Consider the following 20,842-nt stretch of genomic DNA (forward strand, 5'->3'; position numbering starts at 1 on the left):
CCATATCCCTAGCGGTGCAACCACATACGGAGCGCGGAAAGCAATTGCTCCGTATTGACCGGCTTTGCCAGATAGTCCGAGGCGCCCGCTTCGAGGCACTTTTCACGATCTCCCTTCATCGCTTTTGCAGTCAATGCAAGGATCGGCAGGCGCCGGAATCTGGGATCCGAGCGGATCACCTGCATTGTTTCGTAGCCGTCCATTCCAGGCATCATGATGTCCATCAGAACGATTGCCACGGCGTGTTCCCTCTGAATGACATCAATGGCTTCGCTGCCTGTCGTCGCAGTCAGAACCCTCATTCCGCGGCGCTCGAGAACGCTGCTGAGGGCGAAGATATTGCGGGCATCGTCGTCTACCAGCAGAACGGTCTCGCCGATCAGATCCTCATCGGAGCTGTGAAGTTCCTCAAGCATCGCTTGCTTGGCGACCGGCATATCGGCCACGACCCTATGGAGGAACAGTGCAGTTTCATCCAGGAGACGCTCGGGCGACTCGACACCTTTCACGACGACGCTGCGCGCCATCGTGTGGAGCTGGGCGTCCTCCTCGGGCGAGAGCTCGCGGCCCGTGAACACGACGACCGGAACCTCGGCGATGTCACGGTCGTCGCGGATCCTTTCCAGAACTTCGAACCCGGTCATGTCAGGCAGGGTAAGATCGAGAACGACGCAGTCGACCGGATCCTGTTTCAGCGCGGCCAACGCTTCGGCGCCTGAGCCTACGCTTTCGATGTCGATATCATCATGGCTGAGCAGAGCGGTCACACTCAAACGCTCCGCCTCGCTGTCTTCGACGAGAAGGAGCCGCTTTCGACGGGGTTCGGCATAATTCTTCAGCCGCGAGAATGCCTTCCCGAGACTGTCGGTGGTTGTGGGTTTGCTCATGAATGCGAAGGCGCCGCGTGTAAGGCCATGCTGACGGTCCTCATCAAGGCTGATGATCTGGACGGGAATATGCCGCGTCGCCGCACTTTGCTTGAGTTGGCTGAGCACTGTCCAGCCGAGCATGTCCGGCAGGAAGATGTCGAGTGATATTGCGGCAGGCTTGTATTCCTGTGCAAAATTCAACGCTTCGCTGCCGCGCGTGGCCACCAGAACCTTGAACCCGCTGTCATGGGCGAGATCCACAAGGACGCGGGCGTAATGAGGATCGTCCTCGACAATCAACAGAACCGCATCCCCGGGTTTTATTTCACCACGATCGTCTTCGACTTGTTCTGCAGATCTTTCGGCACGCCGAGCCGCGGCGGCCTCTGCGAGCTGCACGACATTGCTTTGTGCCGGCAGGGATTTCGAGGCGGGGGACGCGCCGACATACGTCAGCGGCAGATAGAGTACGAACGTGCTGCCGACACCCGGGGTGCTGCGCAACTGGATCTCGCCGCCAAGGAGGTTCGCGAGTTCCCGGCTGATCGCAAGACCTAACCCGGTGCCGCCGTATTTCCGGCTGGTCGAAGCATCTGCCTGTTGGAACGCCTCGAATATGATGCGCTGCTTTTCAGGCGGTATGCCGATCCCGGTATCGGAGACCTCGAAGGCAATGACCGAGGGAGCATGTTTGAGAGAGGGATGATCCGAGGACCATCCTTCCGTGACCGGAGCGACCCTCAGCGTGACGCCGCCTTGCGCGGTGAACTTGAACGCGTTCGACAACAAGTTCTTGAGAATCTGCTGCAGCCGCTTGGAGTCGGTAATGATGCTTCTCGGCACGTCTTCGCCAATCTCAACCATGTAGGTGAGATCCCGATTTTCCGCCTCGTGCCGGAACGGCCTCGACATCATTTCCAGCAGATTGGTGATGAATATCTCTTCGGCATCGACCGAAACGGTCCCGGACTCGATTTTAGAGAGGTCAAGAATATCGCTGATCAGGTTGAGGAGATCGGTACCGGCCCCATGGATGGTCTTTGCGAACTCCACCTGCTTGCCGGACAGGTTGCCGTCGGGATTTTCTCCGAGTTGCTGGCCGAGAATAAGGATCGAGTTGAGCGGCGTGCGCAACTCGTGCGACATGTTGGCGAGAAATTCGGACTTGTATTTCGATGTCAGCGCAAGCTCGGTCGCTTTCTCCTCGAGTGCGCGCCGCGCCTGCTCGATTTCCTGGTTCTTCGCCTCCACCTCGACGTTTCGCTCTTCGAGCTGCTGTGCCTTTTGCTCGAGCTGTTCGTTGGTCTGCTGCAATTCCCGCTGTTGCGTCTGAAGTTCGGTTGCAAGCTGTTGGGACTGCTTCAGCAGGCCTTCCGTCTGCATCGTCGCTTCGATCGAGTTGAGCACGATGCCGATCGAGGTCGTCAACTGGTCGAGGAACGACAGCTGCAGCTCCGTGAATTCACCTGCAGACGCAAGCTCGATCACGGCTTTGACCTGTCCTTCGAAGTGAACCGGCAGAACGATGGCACTTTTTGGGAGCGTCGAGAAAACCCCCGAGCTGATGGGAACGACATTGTCAGGAAGATTGGTGACGAGGATGCGACGGGCATCGATGGCGCACTGCCCGACCAGCCCCTGGCCGAATTCCAGACGCCGCGGATGTGCCGCGCCGACCCCGTCCGCATAACTGGACAGCAGAGACAGGGTTGGCTGACGATCCTCCGCGTCCACCTGATAGATCACGCCTTGGTGCGCTCCGACGAGAGGCGCGAGTTCCGATAGGAGCATTTTCCCGACCAGGGTCAGATCTCGCTGCCCCTGAAGCATGTTGGTAAATTTCGCCAGGTTCGTCTTCAGCCAGTCCTGTTCGGTATTCTGTTCCGTCGTCAGGCGCAGGTTGCCGATCATCGTGTTGATGTTGTCTTTGAGCTCGGCGACTTCGCCGCGCGCTTCCACCTGGATCGACCGCGTCAGGTCGCCCTTGGTCACGGCCGTCGCGACTTCCGCGATAGCCCGGACCTGGGTGGTCAGGTTGGCCGCCAGCAGGTTGACGTTGCCCGTCAGGTCCTTCCATGTGCCGGCAGTCCCCGGCACATTCGCTTGACCGCCGAGGCGACCTTCCACACCGACCTCGCGAGCAACCGTCGTGACCTGATCGGCGAATGTGGCAAGCGTATTGGTCATGTTGTTGATGGTTTCGGCAAGCGCCGCGACCTCGCCCTTGGATGCGACGGTAAGGTTTTGCTTCAGATCGCCGTTGGCAACCGCCGTCACCACCTTGACGATACCGCGCACCTGTTCCGTCAGGTTGGCGGCCATGACGTTGACCGTGTCGGTCAGATCCTTCCATGTGCCGGCGACGCCGGGCACTTGCGCCTGGCCGCCGAGCTTGCCTTCGGTGCCGACTTCGCGCGCCACGCGCGTGACTTCGCCCGCAAACGCGTTCAGCTGGTCCACCATCGTGTTGATGGTGTTCTTGAGCTCGAGAATTTCGCCCTTCACGTCGACGGTGATCTTGCGCGACAGGTCGCCTCGCGCAACGGCCGTCGTCACCTCCGCGATGTTGCGGACCTGCGTGGTCAGGTTTGCAGCAAGCAGGTTGACGTTGTCGGTCAGGTCTTTCCAGGTGCCCGCGACGCCGGGAACAACGGCCTGGCCGCCGAGACGACCGTCGGTGCCGACCTCACGCGCCACGCGCGTCACTTCGCCCGCAAACGACCGTAGCTGATCGACCATGGTGTTGAGCGTGTCTTTCAACAGCAGGATTTCGCCACGAACGTCGACGGTGATCTTGCGCGACAAGTCGCCATTGGCGATTGCGGTGGCGACCTCGGCGATGTTGCGAACCTGGGCCGTCAGGTTGCCGGCCATCGAGTTGACGCTGTCCGTCAGATCCTTCCAGGTGCCGGCGACGCCCGAAACCTGCGCCTGGCCGCCGAGCTTGCCTTCCGTGCCGACCTCGCGGGCCACGCGCGTCACCTCACCGGCGAAGGCGTTGAGCTGGTCCACCATCGTGTTGATGGTGTTCTTCAGTTCCAGGATTTCGCCCTTCACGTCGACTGTGATCTTGCGCGACAGGTCTCCTCGTGCAACCGCAGTCGTCACTTCCGCGATGTTTCGCACCTGACCGGTGAGGTTGGACGCCATCGAGTTGACGTTCTCGGTCAGATCCTTCCAGGTGCCGGCAACGCCCGGAACCTGAGCCTGGCCGCCGAGCTTGCCTTCCGTACCCACTTCGCGCGCCACACGCGTCACTTCGGAAGCGAACCGGTTGAGCTGGTCCACCATCGTGTTGAGGGTTTCCTTGAGCTGCAGGATTTCACCCTTCACATCGACGGTGATCTTTCGCGAAAGGTCGCCATTGGCGATCGCGGTCGATACTTCAGCGATGTTGCGGACTTGAGCGGTCAGATTGCCGGCCATGGAATTGACGCTGTCCGTCAAATCCTTCCATGTGCCGGCAACACCCAGAACGTTCGCCTGGCCTCCAAGTCGTCCCTCGGTGCCGACTTCGCGCGCGACACGCGTCACTTCCCCCGCGAAGCCATTGAGCTGGTCCACCATCGTGTTGATGGTTTCCTTCAGCTCCAGAATTTCACCGGAAACTGTCACGGTAATCTTCTTCGACAGGTCGCCCTGAGCGACGGCGGTCGCAACTTCGGCGATGTTTCGCACCTGACCGGTAAGGTTTGAGGCCATGGAGTTGACCGAGTCGGTCAGGTCCTTCCATGTTCCCGCGACACCGCGCACATTCGCCTGACCGCCAAGCCGACCTTCGGTTCCCACTTCGCGTGCGACACGCGTGACTTCGGACGCAAATGCGTTGAGCTGGTCGACCATGGTGTTGATGGTCTCCTTCAGCTCCAGGATTTCGCCCTTCACATCGACGGTGATCTTTTTGGACAAGTCACCATTGGCGATTGCCGTGGATACCTCGGCGATGTTGCGCACCTGCGCCGTGAGGTTCCCCGCCATCGAGTTGACGTTTTCGGTAAGGTCTTTCCAGGTCCCGGCGACGCCGCGAACGTTGGCCTGACCGCCCAGACGCCCTTCAGTCCCCACTTCTCGCGCGACACGCGTGACTTCGGACGCGAAAGCATTGAGCTGATCCACCATCGTGTTGATGGTTTCCTTGAGCTCCAGGATTTCGCCAGAAACCGTGACCGTAATCTTCTTCGACAAGTCGCCGTTGGCGATTGCCGTCGACACTTCGGCGATGTTTCGTACCTGGGCTGTGAGGTTCGACGCCATGGAGTTGACGTTGTCGGTGAGGTCTTTCCAGGTTCCGGCCACGCCCGGCACCTGAGCCTGGCCGCCCAGGCGGCCTTCGGTGCCGACTTCGCGGGCGACACGTGTCACCTCCCCGGCAAAGCCGTTGAGCTGGTCGACCATCGTGTTGATGGTCTCCTTCAGTTCCAGGATTTCGCCAGACACGTCGACGGTGATCTTTCGAGAAAGGTCGCCTCGGGCAACGGCGGTCGTGACCTGGGCAATGTTTCGCACCTGCGCCGTCAGGTTACCGCACATCGCGTTGACCGAGTCGGTCAGATCCTTCCACGTACCGGCGACACCCGGCACGAGCGCCTGGCCACCCAGCTTTCCTTCCGTACCGACCTCTCGCGCAACGCGCGTCACTTCCGATGCGAAGGAACGGAGCTGGTCAACCATCGTGTTGATGGCTTCCTTCAGCTGCAGGATTTCGCCGCGAACATCGACCGTGATCTTTTTGGAAAGATCGCCGTTGGCCACCGCAATCGTGACGTCCGCGATATTGCGGACCTGGGCGGTCAGGTTCGAAGCCATCGAGTTGACGCTCTCGGTGAGATCTTTCCAAACGCCGGTCACTTCCGGAACCTGAGCCTGCCCACCCAGCTTGCCATCCGTACCGACCTCACGGGCAACGCGCGTCACTTCGGATGTGAAAACGCTCAGCTGCTTGATCATCGTGTTGACGATCTCGGCTGAGCGCAGGAATTCCCCTTTCAAGGGTCTCCCGTCAACGTCAAGCGGAACCGTTTGCAGGAGGTCGCCCTTGGCGACCGCCGTAATCGTCCGGGTGACGGCCGTCGTCGGCCACAGCAAATCGTCGATCAGCGTGTTGATCGACCCTTCCATGTCCGCCCAGGCTCCATCGGAGAGGCCGAACCTGACGCGCGTGCTGGTGCGTCCATCCCGCCCGACCACCTGGCCGACATTTTCGAGCTGCGCGGCCATTTTCTGGTTGGCAGCGATGATATCATTCAATGTGTCTGCAATTTTTCCCGTGACGCCGGTCAGATCGGACCGCATCCGGACCGAAAAGTCTCCCCGCCTCATCGCCAGAAGCGCTTCAAGCAAAGCGCGGGAGTCTTCGTCGGTCATCGCCGCGACATCTACGCCTAGAAGATCGCCCGAATCCACGCCACTGCGCTGAACGTCATTACCCTGTCTAGCCACCGACACCCCCTGCCTCAAAGTGCCATATAATCTAGTGCAAGATTCCAAAAAGACTACAGGCCTGGCGTACTCTGCTTCCCGCCTCAGGCGAGCCGGTTCCGCTCGAAAAAGGGCGGCACCTAAAACACGTCAGAGTTCAAAAAAGACTGCGAATTCATTGATGTGGCGCGAGCAGGCCGACGAGCTGCAAAGCACCACCCGGACCACACCTACGTCTGGATGAACGCCCGCCGGATGCACAACCGACAGCAATGTGTTCCGCCGCCGTTGTGGGAGAGAAGGGTACCGAACTTGAATTGCCGCGCAGGGAAACCTTCTCGTCTATATGGAGATGGGAAACTCTTAACTTCGGTGCAACCGGACTGTTTCCCCGGCAGCTGAAAGAAGCGTCCGGGGGCTATCAGCGCAGCGTCGATCGACCCTGGCTGTGACACGGCGGATGGAACAAAAAGAGGAGCCACCCGCCTAAACCGCACTTATATCGCTCAAGTGCAGCCAACATCTGTTGCATGGCGGCAGGTTGCTGGATAAGAGTGTCATCTTGAGACTATTCAATCCGAGGAATAAAATGGCCACTGGTACCGTCAAGTTTTTCAATCAGGACAAGGGCTTCGGCTTTATCACCCCCGAAAACGGCGGAGCTGATGTGTTCGTTCACGTTTCGGCGCTGCAAGGCGCAGGCTCGCTCCAGGACGGACAAAAGGTCTCGTATGAGCTCGGCCAGGATCGCAAGACCGGAAAATCAAAAGCGGAAAACGTCCGCGCGATTTGAAGCTTGCATTCGCCGAAGCCGCTTGTTTTATCTAGGCTTGCCCCGTGCGCGGTTCGGCGAAAGAATTTGGCGAATAGCGGGCGGCGTCTAGCGACGTTGCCCTGCTAACCTCGCCTCTCTATCTACCGCCACCCTCCATGAGGAGGCTTTTGCTTGCCCGCGTAACGACCCGTTACATCGGCCGCAGCGGTAGACGATCGGCCTTTCGAGCCGATCTTTAAGACATTCAAGGCTTCTATCGCTCGGCCTTGCCCGCGCCTCATGTCGGCGCGGATATTACGCTGAGAAGAAAGAGACGCGGGAGCAGACGACAGTGCTCCACGGATAGGTGCCTATCCAGGCATCACGCTTGGTTTTGCGCTCTTCGCCCGTAAAGGGATCTGACCTCCGAGGACCTCGATCTCACCCGCGCCGCGCCGGAGGTTTCTTGACTGTCGTTCTTGCCGCCCCGTGAGCCGCACCTTCCCAAGTCACCTTCCTTTGTACACCGCTGGCCTGTCCGTCGCACACAGGAGACATGCCAAATTTGTTAAATGCCTGCGTTACATGATTGACAATATGTGCTAATTTCTGCTGAAAAAGATAACAACAGATTGTGTGGCCCCCTATGCTGGTTATTCTCGCCGACGACCTCACCGGCGCGCTTGATTGCGCGGCGCCGTTCGCCGGCCGGGGTTTGCATACTGAAATCGCATTAGGCCCTGAATCGATCGGATTGGCCTTGCAAGCCACGCCAGCGGTCCTTTCAGTCAACCTCGGATCTCGAGAAGTTGAGGCGGAGGCTGCGCGACAGGCGGTTGCGGCGGCCTTGTCGTCTCTACCACCCGACATCGTTCTGTTTAAGAAGATCGATTCCCGCCTCAAGGGTAACATCGCCGCCGAACTCGATGCCACGCCCTTTCGCTTGGCGCTCGTCGCTCCCGCGATACCTGATTTCGGCAGAAATGTCCGAACGGGGCATGTCGAAGGTTTCGGACTAGACAAGCCGCTGAATGTCGCCGATGCGCTTGGTGTCCATGCGCAGCACGCCATCATTCCCGATACCCTTTCGCAAGCAGACATGTTTGACGCTCTGGAGATTGGCCGCGAGGCCGGCGCTGATCTTCTTGTCGGCGCCAGGGGCCTCGCCGAAGCGCTGGCATGTCACATGACCGGCCGCCAGAACGCCGAACCGGCCTTCCCCAAACCCGGCCCTGCTCTTTTTGTCATTGGATCGAGAGATCCGATCACGCTGGCACAAATCGAAGAACTGCTACGCTCGTTGGCACCGGACTATATTGCGGCGCCCAACGGGCGCCCGGAACGCGTCGTGCCACCGCAGCATTCCGTGACGCTGGTTCAGGCAACGCCGGGTGAAAAAGACGATCCACCGCTTCTGGTATCGGACAGGCTGGCGGCCAGCATAGTCCCGGAGATGACCGCGCCAGCCGCCACTCTGCTTCTGTCCGGCGGCACGACCGCGCACGCTGTCCTGAAGGCAATGAACGTTTCGAGATTCCAGCTTCTCGGCGAATGTCTGCCGGGCCTTGGCTTGGCTTATATCGACGGCCAATGCATCATCGCCAAATCCGGCGGATTCGGCACGCAGGGCACATTATCTGAGATCGCAAGAGCAGCCATGGGCGAGAAGGGTTGAACGATGGGGCTGGAGAGCGGTACTGCCCGCAAGGGCCTTCCCGATATCGTCTTCGAGCGGATGTTGCGAGCGATCAAGTCGGGAGCGTACAAACCGGATGAGCGGTTGCCGACCGAACATGATCTTGCGACCGAATTCGAAGTGTCGCGGCCGGTTATCCGGGAAGCACTGAGGCGGCTACGCGAACAAGGACTGATCTATTCGAGGCGCGGTGCCGGCAGCTTCGTGCGCGCACTGGGCTTGCGCGAGCCGCTTGGCTTTGGCCAGTTGGAAAACGTCGCCGATCTCCTCAACTGTTACGAGTTTCGCATGACACTTGAGCCTGCAGCGGCATCGGCAGCGGCTGCGCGTCACGACAAGGAGAGTCTGGGGGCCATAAAGCGAGCTCTGGAATTGCTGCGCGACGCCACCAACCGTCAGGCCCATCGCGAAGATGCCGACTACCAGTTCCATCTGGCCATCGCGCGGGCGGCTCAGAACAGCTACTTTTCCACTGCGATGGAAGCCCTCAAGGATCACATTGCCATGGGCATGAAATTCCACGGAGCCTCCGTGAAAAGAGAGGCGACCGGGCTGGCGAAGGTGTTCGGCGAGCACGAGGCAATCGCCGATGCGATCACGCGCGGAGACCAGGAAGCGGCGCGGCAGTTGATGCTGGACCACTTGAGGGGTTCACGCGAGCGTCTGTTTCAATCGTCGCACCAATGAAACCCGAATGCGTCATCTGGAAATAACGGCCATCCGGCAACCTGCCGCCGGACGGTTATCACTTCAAAATGCCGCTTCGTAGATCCCCAGCACATCCTGGACACTCATTTCCGCCGGGTTGTTATCCATCAGCCGACGTATGGCATGCGCCTCAGAAGCGTAGAGGGGAAGTTCGTCCAGCCTGGCGCCGTGTGCCGCAAGCGACATCTGGATGCCGAGGGCTCCGCAGAAATCGTAAGCCGAAGAGCGCAATTCATCCGACGAAAGGTTATCGCCAAGGCCCAGTGCCGCAGCCACTTCCGCCGTCTTCGCGGCAACGACGGGCTGGTTGAAAGCCAGGACATGCGGGAAGACGATGGCATTCGCCAAACCGTGCGGCAGGTTGAGACGCGTGCCCAGTGGGTAGGCGATCGCATGGCCGGCCGCCGTATTGACCGGGCCGAGGCAAATACCCCCGTAGTAGGAAGCGAGCATCAGCCCCTCGCGGGCCTCCGTATCGTGCCCGTCCTTCACCGCCCTCGCCAGATACCGGCCGACAAGCCCAAATCCCATGCGGGCAAAGCCGTCGATCATCGGGTGGGCGCGGCGGTTGGTAAAGGCTTCGACACAGTGAGCCATTGCATCGACACCCGTCGCGGCGGTCACAGAAGGAGGGACCGAATAGGTCAGTTCAGGATCGAGCACCGCAAAATCGGCGATCATGTGTGGGCTCTCCACCGCGATCTTGGTCCGCTTGACCGGATCGGTGATCAGCGAGCGGATCCCAGCCTCCGAGCCGGTACCCGCGGTGGTCGCGACCTGGGCAAGCCGCGAGCGGCGGCCTGCGACGCGATTGGGACCGGCAACGTCTTCGAGGGTCTGCTCGGAATCCCAGAGCACCGCAACAAGCTTGGCGACATCCAACACGGATCCGCCCCCAAGTCCGACGATCAGTTGCGGGCGGGCCTTGCGGGCTGCCTCCAGCGCAGCATCCAGCGTTGCGGTATCCGGTTCGCCCGGAATGGCGTCGAATACCGAAAATCGGCCGGATAACTGGAGACGGTCGACGAAACCTGCCGTGATCGGGGTCGCGATGACCAAGGTCGAGGCGACATCGCCGGCCCAGGGGCCAACCTGGCTGATCGTGCCGGCACCGACTGCGAGCCGCAGCGGCTGGTGGAGTGTGATGGGTGCAATGGCCATGACGCTTTCCTTACCGAGCCCCCGCCACGAGCTTGCGCGCATAGGCGATGGCTGAGTTCATGTTGCCGTGGTTGGCGATCCCCTTGCCGGCGATGTCGAACGCCGTGCCGTGATCGACGGAGGTGCGGTCGATAGGCAGATCGACAGAGACGTTGACGGCCGTATCGAAGGCCACGAGCTTGATCGGGATATGGCCCTGATCGTGATATTGCGCGACAACCAGATCGAAGGTGCCGGAATAGGCGCGGTGGAAAACCGTATCGGCGGAAATCGGGCCGTGAACCTCGATGCCCTCGGCGCGGGCCGCCGCAACGGCCGGTGCGATCTGATCGTCGTCTTCCGTGCCGAACAGGCCGTTTTCGCCGCAATGGGGATTGATGCCCGCAACCGCAATACGTGGACGTTCATAGCCGATCCGCTTCAGATGCGCGTCGCCGGCGCGGATGGTCTTCAGCACCCGTTCCGTCGTGGCGCGCCGGATAGCCTCCTGCAGCGACACATGGGTGGAGACGTGGATCACCTTCAGACGATCAGACGCCAGAAGCATGTAGGCCGCCGCCGAACCGGTGAGGCTGCGCAACATACCCGTATGGCCGTCATAGTGATGGCCGGCGAGGTTGAGCGCCTCCTTGTTGATCGGCGCGGTGACGATGCAGCCGATCGAACCGGCCTCGGTATCCCTGACGGCTCGCTCGATGAAGCGAAACGCCGCATCGCCTGCGACCGCCGACAACTGCCCCCAGGGCAGAGGCGCGCCCTCCACCGGCAGGTCGACCACATAAGGTGTGAGGTCGAGCGTGATCCCCACCGCATCGCGCGCCGCCTCCAGCGTCGGCAGATTGCCGTAGACACGCGTTGCGGAACGGTCGGCATCGGACATCTCGGCGAGCGCCTTGACTGTTATCTCCGGACCGACTCCGCAGGGGTCTCCCATGGTGATGCCAATGATATTGCTCATCAAGTTCTCCCGTCAGTCGCGTCCGCCCAGCCCGGAGCCAGGCTCACGTATTTGATTGCTCGCCTGTGATAGGTATAGGCGATGTGCAAAGTCCCGTCCGGCGCTTCCAGAAGCCATGGATAGGACATTTCCTTGTTCCGGCCATCGGTGGAATCGTTCGACAGGCAGGTGCCCGGCCCGTCTTCAATCAGGATGCGGACCGGAAAACTTAGACCACCGTCATCCGAAATACAGACACAGACCGGCGCACGCGGCACGCCCCAGACCGGCACGCAGCCGCCCGTCGGATCGGCATCGGGTCTATCGTCATTCTCGCCGAGTTCGTCATAGAGCGAGGCGCGGCGATCGCCGGACTGAGCAGCGCTGACCGGGTTGCAGATCATCGCGAGCCGCCCATCCTTCAGCCGGATAACTGCGATCGAGGAATTGTTGTTCGGCACGTCGGTTGCCTCAGGCACCGACCAGGACCGGCCGCCGTCAGTGCTTTCCGTGCGAAAAACGAAATCCGCCTGCCTCCGGCGAAAGAGAGCGGCATGACCGCCCGCCTGCAAGGCGGCGGGGCTCATGTGGACGCAGCCGGTCGATTGCGGCAAGTCTTCGAGGCGCCAGGTTTTCCCGGCATCCGTCGATATCCCGATTGCCGCCGTGTCATGGCTCCCATTCCACTTCTGGCCCGGCCGTTGAATGCAGCGAAAGATCGGCAGAAGCCATGCGCCATCATCCCGCACCACCAGCGGTGCCCGAACGAAACACCCTTGCGGCAGATCGAGATAAGCGCCCGCCTCCGATGTCAGCCTTGCAGGATCGCTCCGGTCGCGCCGGATCTCGGCCATGCGGATACGACATTCGTCCTGATTGCCGGAAGGCTGCGACGTATGGAAAAGCCAGAGCCTGCCGTCGGGTGCGGTAAACAGGACCGGGTTCTGTTCGGAATGCGCATCGTCGAAACTCAGCCTCTGCGGCGGACCCCAGGCATCGGAGCCGGGCACGAGAACAGACGCAAATATGGATATGTCGGACTTGCCTTCGAGCGAGCCGCCGAACCAGGCGCAGATCAACGCACCATCGCCTAAGAGATGCAGGAAGCTTGCATGGTTCTGCACCATGGGGGACGGCAGAAAGGCTTCGCGCCGACCGGCCGCCGCCATCCGTAACGTGCCGGTCATTCCCGCCGCTATTTCATCAGGGCTCATAAAGCTCTCCTCTCGGCTCCCGAGAATTACCAGAAACACAAAGTTGTCAAGTTTTATAAAGTTACATGAGGCGGTAGCTTTGCCAAAATTCATTAATTAACAATTTGAAATGTATTGATAATTTCTATGCCGTTTTTTTTCATAGAAATAACATTGCGAAATAATTTGACAAACTGTTCAGGACAGAAGATGGTCTGAAGCAGAATAGCACAGGAGGAAGTGCGGCGATCGCAGTGCAGCGAAATATGCGGACTCGTCGTCAGGGAAATTCGATCGAAGATTCGAACGCCCCGCCGAGAGTCCCAGAAGTCGCCATCGATCTTCCTTATCGGATCGGCTCGCCAATCACCGAACAGTCGGCCGCCCACCGGATGCGATAGGCAAACGGCAGAGCGCCCAGAACGTGTTGATCAATTTATATTCACTTGGGAGGTGAACCACATGAAGAAGACGCTGATGATGACCGCGCTGATCCTGGGATCGGCGCTTCCGCCGGCTTACGCAGGGTCTGGCCCGATCAAGATCGTGCTGGCCGAGGAAGCCGATCTGCTGGAGCCTTGCATGGCGACCCGCTCCAATATCGGCCGTATCATCATGGAGAATGTCAGCGAAACGCTGACCGAGCTCGATGTTCGCGGCAAGAAGGGCGTCATGCCGCGCCTTGCCGAAAAATGGGAGCAGGCCGCGGATGGCAGCTGGCGGTTCCATCTCCGCCAGGGTGTCAAGTTCTCCAACGGGACGACGTTCGACGCCAAGGACGTCAAGCACAGCTTCGACCGCGTGATGAGCGACAAGAACGCCTGCGAATCCCGTCGTTATTTTGGTGGCATGAAGATCAGCGCCAACGTCGTCGACGCCAACACGATCGATTTCAAGGCCGACCCGGCTCAGCCTATCCTGCCGCTGCTGATGTCGCTGGTCACCATCGTTCCGGAAGAGACACCGCTGCAATTCATTCGCGAGCCGATCGGAACCGGTCCGTACGCGCTGAAGAACTGGACCCCGGGCCAGCAGATCGTGCTCGCTGCCCGCAGCGATTATTGGGGCGCCAAGCCGCAGGTCACTGAAGCAACTTATCTCTTCCGCGCCGATCCGTCCGTGCGTGCGGCGATGGTGAAGGCCGGCGAAGCGGATCTCTCTCCGTCGATCTCGCAGCTCGACGCCACCGACGCGAAGACCGATTTCTCCTATCTCGACAGCGAGACGGTCTATCTGCGTCTCGACCACAACATTCAGCCGCTGAACGACGTGCGGGTGCGCCGGGCGCTCAATCTGGCCATCGACCGCCAGGCTTTCATCGGCACGCTGGTACCGGATGGTGCAGTGCTCGCGACGGCCCTCGTTCCTCCGACTACGCAGGGCTGGAATCCGGACGTCAAGGTTTTCCCCTATGATCCCGCCGGTGCCAAGAAGCTTCTGGCCGAGGCCAAGGCTGCCGGCGTGAAGGTCGATACGCCGATCACGCTCATCGCCCGCACGGCAAACTTCCCGAACGTCACCGAGATCATGGAGGCGGTCCAGTCTCAGCTTCAGGAAGTCGGCTTCAAGGTCGATCTCAAATTCGTCGAAGTGGCGGAACACGAAAGCTACTACTCCAAGCCCTTCAAGGAAGGTCGCGGCCCGATTATCGTCGCAGCTATGCACGATAACTCCAAGGGCGACCCGTCCTTCACCATGTTCTTCAAATATGCCACCGAGGGCACCCAGTCCGGCTTCTCCGATTCCAAGGTCGATGACCTGATCAAGCGGGCTTCCGCCGCGGTGGGCGATGAACGTGCAAAGCTCTGGTCCCAGCTGATTGCCTACCTGCATGACGACGTGGTCGCCGACGCCCTCCTCTTCCACATGGTCGGCTTCTCGCGCGTTTCGCCGCGCATCGAATTCAAGCCAACGATCGCCACGAATTCGATGCTGCAACTGTCCGAGATCGGTATCAAATAACCAGCGGAAACCGATTTCCGATCACGATCCAAGGGCGGCGGGTACCCATCCGCCGCCACAATAGTGAGGGCGACATGCTCAGTTTCATTCGTAAGCGCTCCGTGGCGAGCTTGGTTTCACTGGTCGGGCTGCTCGTGCTGGTGTTTTTCCTGTCCCGCCTGACCGGCGATCCGGCCGCTCTCTTCCTGCCGGTCGAAGCGTCGGCGGAAATGAAGCAGCAGTTCCGCGAGCTTCACGGGTTGAACGATCCGCTGATGGTGCAGTTCGGACGCTATGTCGGCGACGTACTGACCGGGGATCTCGGTGAATCGCTCCGCAAGGCACGGCCGGCGCTGGACGTGGTCACGGAAGCCTTCGTGTGGACCCTCTGGCTTGCCGTGATCACCATGTCGCTTGTCACAGCGGCCGCCATCGTCGTCGGCTCGCTCGCCGCGTTCCGGTCCGGCGGCTTTTTCGACCGGCTCTCCTCGATGATTTCGCTCGTCGGTGCCTCGGTGCCCGACTTTTGGCTTGCCATCGTGGCCATCGTCGTATTCTCCGTGAACCTCGCATGGCTGCCGACATCCGGCACGGGGTCGATCCTGCACTGGATCCTGCCGATCGGCGTGCTGTTCGTTCGCCCGTTCGGCATTATCGTTCAGGTCGTGCGCGGCTCGATGATCGGCGCGCTCTCCTCCGCCTATGTGAAGACGGCGCGTGCCAAGGGCGTCAAGGCCGGCCCGATCATCTTCGTCCACGCGTTGCGCAACGCGATGCTGCCGGTCATCACCGTCATCGGCGACCAGGCGGCGAGCCTGCTCAATGGCGCTGTCGTCGTCGAAACGATTTTCGGCTTCCCGGGTGTCGGCAAGCTGATGATCGACTCGATCCTGCAGCGGGATTTCAACGTCGTTCTCGCGGCGATCCTGGTGACGGCGCTGGCGATCTTCCTCATGAACCTGCTGATCGACCTCGCCTATGCGTTGCTCGATCCGCGCATTCGTCATTGAGGAGTGGTCTCATGAGTGTTTCTTCCTCCGACACGATGATCGCCCGAGAACCCTCGTTCCTGGTGCGCATGATGCGCATGCTGTGGGCGGATAAATTCGCCCTCTGCGCCGCCATCTTCCTGCTGGTCATTGTGGTGCTTGCGGTGGTCGGACCGTCCTGGCTCGGCGAACTCGCCACCAAACAGAACCTTCGCGGTCGCAACCTCGCACCGTTCGAGTGGAGCCGTGAATGGGTGTGGTGGATGGGGGCAGACGCCCTCGGCCGGCCGCTGCTGGCGCGCATCATCGTCGCGACGCAGAACACGATCATGGTCGCCGCCGGCGCGGTGATCCTGTCGTCGGTCGTCGGCACGCTGCTCGGCCTCGTCGCCGGCTTTTCCTCTCCCCGCGTCGGACAGATCATCATGCGCCTGGCAGACGTGATCATGTCCTTCCCTTCGCTGCTGATCGCGGTGATCGTCCTTTATCTTCTGGGTTCTTCGATCCTGAACCTTGTCGCTGTGCTGTCGATCACCCGTATTCCAGTCTACCTCCGCACCACCCGCGCCGAGGTGCTGGAGATCCGCGAGCGGATGTTCGTGCAGGCGGCGCGGGTCATGGGCGCTTCGCAGAACCGCATCCTGTTTCGCCACATCCTGCCGGTCGTCTTCCCGACGCTCACCACGCTGGCGACTCTGGACTTCGCCTATGTCATGCTGGCCGAAAGCGCACTCTCCTTCCTCGGCATAGGCATCCAGCCGCCCGCGATCACCTGGGGGCTGATGATTTCCCAGGGGCGCCAATATCTCACCAATGCCTGGTGGCTTTCGTTCTGGCCCGGGCTGGCGATCATCATGACAACCTTGTCGTTGAACCTGCTGTCGAACTGGCTGCGCATCGCGCTCGACCCGGTTCAGCGCTGGCGCCTGGAAATGAAAGGCCGAAAGGATGGCTGAGCATTTGCTGGAAGTGCGCAATCTCTCCGTCGAATTCCACACGGCCGCCGGCGTCGTGCAGGCGGTGCGCGATATCTCCTATTACCTCGACCGCGGCGAGACGCTTGCGATCCTCGGCGAAAGTGGATCCGGCAAGTCGGTCTCGTCAGCCGCGATCATGAACCTCATCGACATGCCACCCGGCCGGATCAGTTCCGGCCAGATCCTGCTCGACGGCGAGGACCTGCTGACCATGCCGGCCCATGCGCGCCGCGAGGCCAACGGCCGGCGGATCGCCATGATCTTTCAGGACCCGCTCAGCCATCTGAACCCGGTCTACACCGTCGGATGGCAGATCCGCGAGGCGATGACGACCCACGGGATGCAGGCCGGACCCGCCAGGAGCGAGGCCGTGCGTCTGTTGACGCGGGTGGGCATTCCCGACCCGGAAGGCGCCATGGGCAAATATCCGCACGAGTTTTCCGGCGGCCAGCGACAGCGCGTGATGATCGCGATGGCGCTTGCGCTGCGACCCGACCTGCTGATCGCCGATGAGCCGACCACCGCGCTCGACGTGACGGTCCAGGCCGAGGTGCTGGCGCTGTTGAAGGAGCTGCAGCGGGAAACCGGCATGGGCGTACTGATCATCACACACGATCTCGGCGTGGTGGCCGAAATCGCCGATCGCGTGGTCGTCATGGAAAAAGGCGAGCTGGTCGAGACCGGCACGGTACGCGACGTCTACAAGAACCCGACGCATCCCTATACCAAAAAGCTGATCGGCGCCGCCCCCGGAAAAGGCGAGATGCATATCGCGCAGCTGACGGGCGAACTGCTGCTCAGCGTTCGGGACGTCCGCAAGCGCTACGGCTCTTTCGATGCGTTGAAGGGTGTCTCGTTCGACCTGAGGGCCGGCGAGACCATGGCGATCGTCGGGGAAAGCGGCTCGGGCAAATCGACGCTCGCCCGCGTTCTTCTGAGGCTGGACGAGCCGGATGCCGGCACCGCGCACTGGAAGGGACGCGATCTCTTCACGCTCTCGCCATCCGAACTCTACAAGCTCCGGCGCGATCTTCAGATGGTGTTCCAGGATCCCACCCAGTCGCTCAATCCTCGGATGACGGTATTCCAGCTCGTCTCCGAAGCGTGGGCCATCCATCCCGATATCCTGCCGAAACGTCAGTGGCGGGAACGGGTCGCGGAACTCCTGGTGCAGGTGGGCCTTTCGGCCGAACACATGAGCCGTTATCCGCACCAGTTCTCGGGCGGACAGCGGCAGAGAATTGCGATCGCCCGGGCGCTCGCGCTCGAACCGCAGCTGATCGTTTGCGACGAGGCGGTGTCGGCGCTCGACGTGTCGGTCCAGGCCCAGGTCATCGCGCTTCTCGACAAGCTGCGCCGGGACATGGGCATCTCCTTCATCTTCATCGCCCACGACCTGCCTGTGGTCCGCGACTTTGCGGATTACGTCATGGTGATGCAAAAGGGTGAAGTGGTGGAATTGGGCACGGTTCGGGACGTCTTCGAGGCGCCCCGTGAAGCCTATACGCGAGCGCTCCTGGCGGCGAGCCTCGATCCGGACCCGGATGTTCAGGCCGAACACCGGGCAGCCCGTCTCAAACGTGCCTGACATAACGCCGACCGGCGGATAGCGGAGTTGATTGAATGACCAGAAATGCCTTTGTCGCACTCGTGACCTGCTTCAACGAAGACGAGACGATCAACTTCGAGGCCACCCGCGCGCAGGTGCGCCGGCAGGTGGCGGCAGGCAACAATATCATGTGCGCCGGCACCAACGGCGATTTCACCGCTCTCACCCACGAAGAGAAGATCCGCCTGACGGAACACGTCTTCGACGAGGTTGCGGGGCGCGCGAAAGTCATCGTCAATGCCGGGATGCCCGCAACGTTCGAGACGGTGCTGCTTGCCAAGGAGTTCGACCGGATTGGCGTCGACGGCATTGCGGTCATCACCCCCTTCTTTATCGCCTGCACCCAGGACGGACTGGTCCGCCACTTTTCGACGGTCGCGGATACGGTCAAGACGCCGGTCTATCTTTACGACATTCCGGCCCGGACCCAGAACCACATCGAACCGGCGACCGCCGCAAAGCTCGCTGGGCATGGCAATATCGCCGGCATCAAGGATTCCGGCGGCGCCCAGGAAACCCTGGCGGCCTACCTTCAGGTTTCAAAAGAGAACCCGGGCTTCGAGGTCTATTCCGGCCCGGATCATCTGGTTCTATGGTCGCTGCAGAACGGTGCTGCAGGCTGCATTTCAGGCCTCGGAAACGCCCTGCCCCACGTGCTCGCCGGCATCCTCACGGCTTTCAACTCCGGCGACATTGCCGAAGCGGAGCGTCAGCAGGAGATCTATACCGCCTTCCGTACCGAGCTTTATGCGCTGGGCTTTGCGCCGGCCATGGTCAAGCGTTCGCTTTACCTTCAGGACAAGTCGGTTGGCGCGAGCAGGCAGCCCGCCCTGCTTCCAGATCAGGCCCAGGACGAGAAAATTAAAGCAATCCTGAAAAGGTACGATTTGCTCTAGCAGCTCATTTAACTGCTTTACGACCGCAATGCTTCCGCAGCGATCAGACCCTTGGCGGGCGTAATACGTTGACCCGTAAACGCCGCTATCGTTTCGTGGTGACGACAGTCGAACCTTCCACCGTCTGATGACTGCCTCGGACGGATTCTCTCCTTCCATTTCCGGGCATGGCTGACTTAGGGACAACCTAATCAAAGCTAAATCAAATCGTTATTTTCCCGATCTAACGGCTCGCATACACCAGTCACACCACTGGAAAACATTTGCCGAGACGCTCGAGACCCCAAGGGAAAGTACGCCGAAATGTCAGTCGAAAAAGTAGATACGATCATTGTCGGCGGCGGCCAGGCAGGGTTGGCAATGAGCGAGCATCTGGGCAGGCGTGGCGTGGCTCACCTTGTTCTGGAGCGGAACAGGATCGCCGAGCGCTGGCGCTCGGAGCGTTGGGATTCCCTCGTCGCCAATGGTCCGGCCTGGCATGACCGGTTTCCGGGAATGACGTTCGACGGTATCGAGCCTGGCAGCTTTGCGACAAAGGAACAGATCGTTGAATATTTCGAGGCCTACGCGAAGCAAATCGCGGCTCCTATCCGCGCCGGTATCGACGTAACCTCGGTACAGCAGAAAGCCGGCGGCGCCGGATTCCTTGTCGAAACCTCTGAAGGAAGTTTCGAAGCCACGAACGTGGTTGCCGCGACGGGGCCTTTCCAGCGCCCCATTATCCCGACGGTCGTTCCGGCAGAAAGCAACATTCTTCAGATACACTCCAATCACTATCGCAATCCCGGCCAGCTCCCGGATGGCGCTGTACTGGTCATCGGAGCCGGTTCTTCCGGAGCGCAGATTGCCGACGAAATCCTCCGATCCGGGAGGCGCGTCTATCTGGCAGTCGGCCCCCACCAGAGACCGCCCCGGAGCTATCGTGGTAAGGATTTCTGCTGGTGGCTGGGCGTCCTCGGACATTGGGAGGCAAAGACCCGCGATCCCTCGATGGAGCATGTCACCATCGCGGTCAGCGGAGCCCGCGGCGGCCATACCGTCGACTTCCGGGAATTTGCGTCGCGCGGCATGACCCTGGTTGGCAAGGCGGATTTCTTCAAGGATGGGGTGATGCATTTCGAGCCCGACCTTGCAGACAATATCGCGCAGGGCGATGCCAACTACTTGTCCGTCCTCGACGAGGCCGATGCCTATGCCGAACGAAACAACCTCGATCTGCCCGAAGAACCCGAGGCCCGAGATATCGGACCGGACCCACAATGCGTCAGCGACCCCATTCTCCAGCTCGACCTTGCCAAAGCCGGCGTGACGTCCATCATCTGGGCAACGGGTTACGCTTTCGATTTCAGCTGGCTGAAAGTCGATGCTTTCGACGACAAGGGACGACCAGTCCATGAGCGCGGCGTCGCATCCGTGCCTGGGCTCTATTTTCTCGGGCTGGCATGGCTTTCCCGGCGAGCATCTCCCTTCATCTGGGGAGTCTGGCACGATGCGGACTATCTGGGCGACCAGATAGCGGGCCGCCCGGAGAATATTGCCGGCACCGACAAGATTGCATCGAGCGCCGCAAGATAAGCCTCCGGGCCTGCGACTACGAAGCGTTTGGGGAAATCAAAGCGATCGGGATGTTCTGTCCCGGTCGCTATTGGCATACGGCCATTAGGGCGCTGCCGCCGTCAGGATTGACCGAACGC

At 60.7% G+C, this 20,842-nt stretch carries 13 protein-coding genes; 9 read left to right on the forward strand and 4 right to left on the reverse strand.

What is annotated here, in order from left to right; all coding sequences use genetic code 11:
• Positions 1-8: 8 nt before the first annotated feature.
• The gene (locus PMI07_RS08360) at positions 9-6,233 is read right to left on the reverse strand and encodes a HAMP domain-containing protein (RefSeq protein ID WP_155956476.1); all 6,225 of its coding nucleotides are present in this window, start codon (positions 6,231-6,233) and stop codon (positions 9-11) included.
• Between the two features lie 643 nt (positions 6,234-6,876).
• Here PMI07_RS08360 and PMI07_RS08365 point away from each other — a divergent pair.
• The 3 genes from PMI07_RS08365 (at position 6,877) to PMI07_RS08375 (ending at position 9,424) form a co-directional block, all read left to right on the forward strand.
• Positions 6,877-7,080: a cold-shock protein gene (locus tag PMI07_RS08365; RefSeq protein ID WP_007758932.1), complete on the forward strand. Its 204-nt coding sequence runs from the start codon at positions 6,877-6,879 to the stop codon at positions 7,078-7,080.
• Positions 7,081-7,687: 607 nt separating this feature from the next.
• Positions 7,688-8,716 carry a four-carbon acid sugar kinase family protein gene (locus tag PMI07_RS08370; protein ID WP_024163667.1) on the forward strand — a complete coding sequence of 343 codons (1,029 nt, stop codon included), beginning with the start codon at positions 7,688-7,690 and terminating at the stop codon, positions 8,714-8,716.
• A 3-nt stretch (positions 8,717-8,719) separates the two neighbouring features.
• Positions 8,720-9,424: a FadR/GntR family transcriptional regulator gene (locus PMI07_RS08375; protein ID WP_007764733.1), complete on the forward strand. Its 705-nt coding sequence runs from the start codon at positions 8,720-8,722 to the stop codon at positions 9,422-9,424.
• 63 nt (positions 9,425-9,487) lie between these two features.
• On the opposite strand, the gene PMI07_RS08380 is transcribed toward PMI07_RS08375, so the two are convergent.
• From PMI07_RS08380 to PMI07_RS08390, 3 genes are read right to left on the reverse strand one after another with little or no spacing between them, the layout of a single operon-like run.
• Positions 9,488-10,606 carry an iron-containing alcohol dehydrogenase gene (locus PMI07_RS08380; protein WP_024163668.1) on the reverse strand — a complete coding sequence of 373 codons (1,119 nt, stop codon included), beginning with the start codon at positions 10,604-10,606 and terminating at the stop codon, positions 9,488-9,490.
• A 10-nt stretch (positions 10,607-10,616) separates the two neighbouring features.
• On the reverse strand, positions 10,617-11,564 hold the full coding sequence (gene pdxA / locus PMI07_RS08385; RefSeq protein WP_007767310.1) for a 4-hydroxythreonine-4-phosphate dehydrogenase PdxA: 948 nt from the start codon (positions 11,562-11,564) through the stop codon (positions 10,617-10,619).
• Positions 11,564-12,757, reverse strand: coding sequence for an exo-alpha-sialidase (locus PMI07_RS08390; RefSeq protein ID WP_007767307.1), 1,194 nt, complete (start codon positions 12,755-12,757; stop codon positions 11,564-11,566). The genes pdxA and PMI07_RS08390 overlap by 1 nt, the downstream gene beginning before the upstream one ends.
• 441 nt (positions 12,758-13,198) lie before the next feature.
• Between PMI07_RS08390 and PMI07_RS08395 the strand changes: the two genes are divergently transcribed.
• The 6 genes from PMI07_RS08395 to PMI07_RS08420 all read left to right on the forward strand — a co-directional run bounded on the left by PMI07_RS08395 (position 13,199) and on the right by PMI07_RS08420 (position 20,723).
• The gene (locus tag PMI07_RS08395) at positions 13,199-14,698 is read left to right on the forward strand and encodes an ABC transporter substrate-binding protein (RefSeq protein ID WP_007767301.1); all 1,500 of its coding nucleotides are present in this window, start codon (positions 13,199-13,201) and stop codon (positions 14,696-14,698) included.
• A gap of 74 nt (positions 14,699-14,772) precedes the next feature.
• Positions 14,773-15,687, forward strand: coding sequence for an ABC transporter permease (locus PMI07_RS08400; RefSeq protein WP_007767297.1), 915 nt, complete (start codon positions 14,773-14,775; stop codon positions 15,685-15,687).
• A gap of 11 nt (positions 15,688-15,698) precedes the next feature.
• Complete coding sequence (locus PMI07_RS08405; protein ID WP_007767294.1) at positions 15,699-16,622, forward strand: ABC transporter permease; 924 nt, start codon at positions 15,699-15,701, stop codon at positions 16,620-16,622.
• Positions 16,615-18,231, forward strand: a complete 1,617-nt coding sequence (locus PMI07_RS08410) for an ABC transporter ATP-binding protein (protein WP_007767291.1) — start codon at positions 16,615-16,617, stop codon at positions 18,229-18,231. The genes PMI07_RS08405 and PMI07_RS08410 overlap by 8 nt, the downstream gene beginning before the upstream one ends.
• A 35-nt stretch (positions 18,232-18,266) precedes the next feature.
• Positions 18,267-19,148 (forward strand): dihydrodipicolinate synthase family protein, encoded by an 882-nt coding sequence (locus PMI07_RS08415; protein WP_007767288.1) that lies wholly within the window; start codon positions 18,267-18,269, stop codon positions 19,146-19,148.
• A gap of 303 nt (positions 19,149-19,451) precedes the next feature.
• Positions 19,452-20,723, forward strand: coding sequence for an NAD(P)/FAD-dependent oxidoreductase (locus PMI07_RS08420; RefSeq protein WP_007767285.1), 1,272 nt, complete (start codon positions 19,452-19,454; stop codon positions 20,721-20,723).
• Positions 20,724-20,842 lie beyond the last annotated feature (119 nt).

This window comes from Rhizobium sp. CF080 (assembly GCF_000282095.2).
Taxonomy (GTDB): Bacteria; Pseudomonadota; Alphaproteobacteria; order Rhizobiales; family Rhizobiaceae; genus Neorhizobium.

Excerpts from the sequence above, each read along its gene's own strand:
- PMI07_RS08360 (WP_155956476.1), bottom strand. The coding sequence starts at position 6,233 with ATGACCGACGAAGACTCCCGCGCTTTGCTTGAAGCGCTTCTGGCGATG.
- PMI07_RS08365 (WP_007758932.1), top strand. The coding sequence starts at position 6,877 with ATGGCCACTGGTACCGTCAAGTTTTTCAATCAGGACAAGGGCTTCGGC.
- PMI07_RS08370 (WP_024163667.1), top strand. The coding sequence starts at position 7,688 with ATGCTGGTTATTCTCGCCGACGACCTCACCGGCGCGCTTGATTGCGCG.
- PMI07_RS08375 (WP_007764733.1), top strand. The coding sequence starts at position 8,720 with ATGGGGCTGGAGAGCGGTACTGCCCGCAAGGGCCTTCCCGATATCGTC.
- PMI07_RS08380 (WP_024163668.1), bottom strand. The coding sequence starts at position 10,606 with ATGGCCATTGCACCCATCACACTCCACCAGCCGCTGCGGCTCGCAGTC.
- pdxA (WP_007767310.1), bottom strand. The coding sequence starts at position 11,564 with ATGAGCAATATCATTGGCATCACCATGGGAGACCCCTGCGGAGTCGGT.
- PMI07_RS08390 (WP_007767307.1), bottom strand. The coding sequence starts at position 12,757 with ATGAGCCCTGATGAAATAGCGGCGGGAATGACCGGCACGTTACGGATG.
- PMI07_RS08395 (WP_007767301.1), top strand. The coding sequence starts at position 13,199 with ATGAAGAAGACGCTGATGATGACCGCGCTGATCCTGGGATCGGCGCTT.
- PMI07_RS08400 (WP_007767297.1), top strand. The coding sequence starts at position 14,773 with ATGCTCAGTTTCATTCGTAAGCGCTCCGTGGCGAGCTTGGTTTCACTG.
- PMI07_RS08405 (WP_007767294.1), top strand. The coding sequence starts at position 15,699 with ATGAGTGTTTCTTCCTCCGACACGATGATCGCCCGAGAACCCTCGTTC.
- PMI07_RS08410 (WP_007767291.1), top strand. The coding sequence starts at position 16,615 with ATGGCTGAGCATTTGCTGGAAGTGCGCAATCTCTCCGTCGAATTCCAC.
- PMI07_RS08415 (WP_007767288.1), top strand. The coding sequence starts at position 18,267 with ATGACCAGAAATGCCTTTGTCGCACTCGTGACCTGCTTCAACGAAGAC.
- PMI07_RS08420 (WP_007767285.1), top strand. The coding sequence starts at position 19,452 with ATGTCAGTCGAAAAAGTAGATACGATCATTGTCGGCGGCGGCCAGGCA.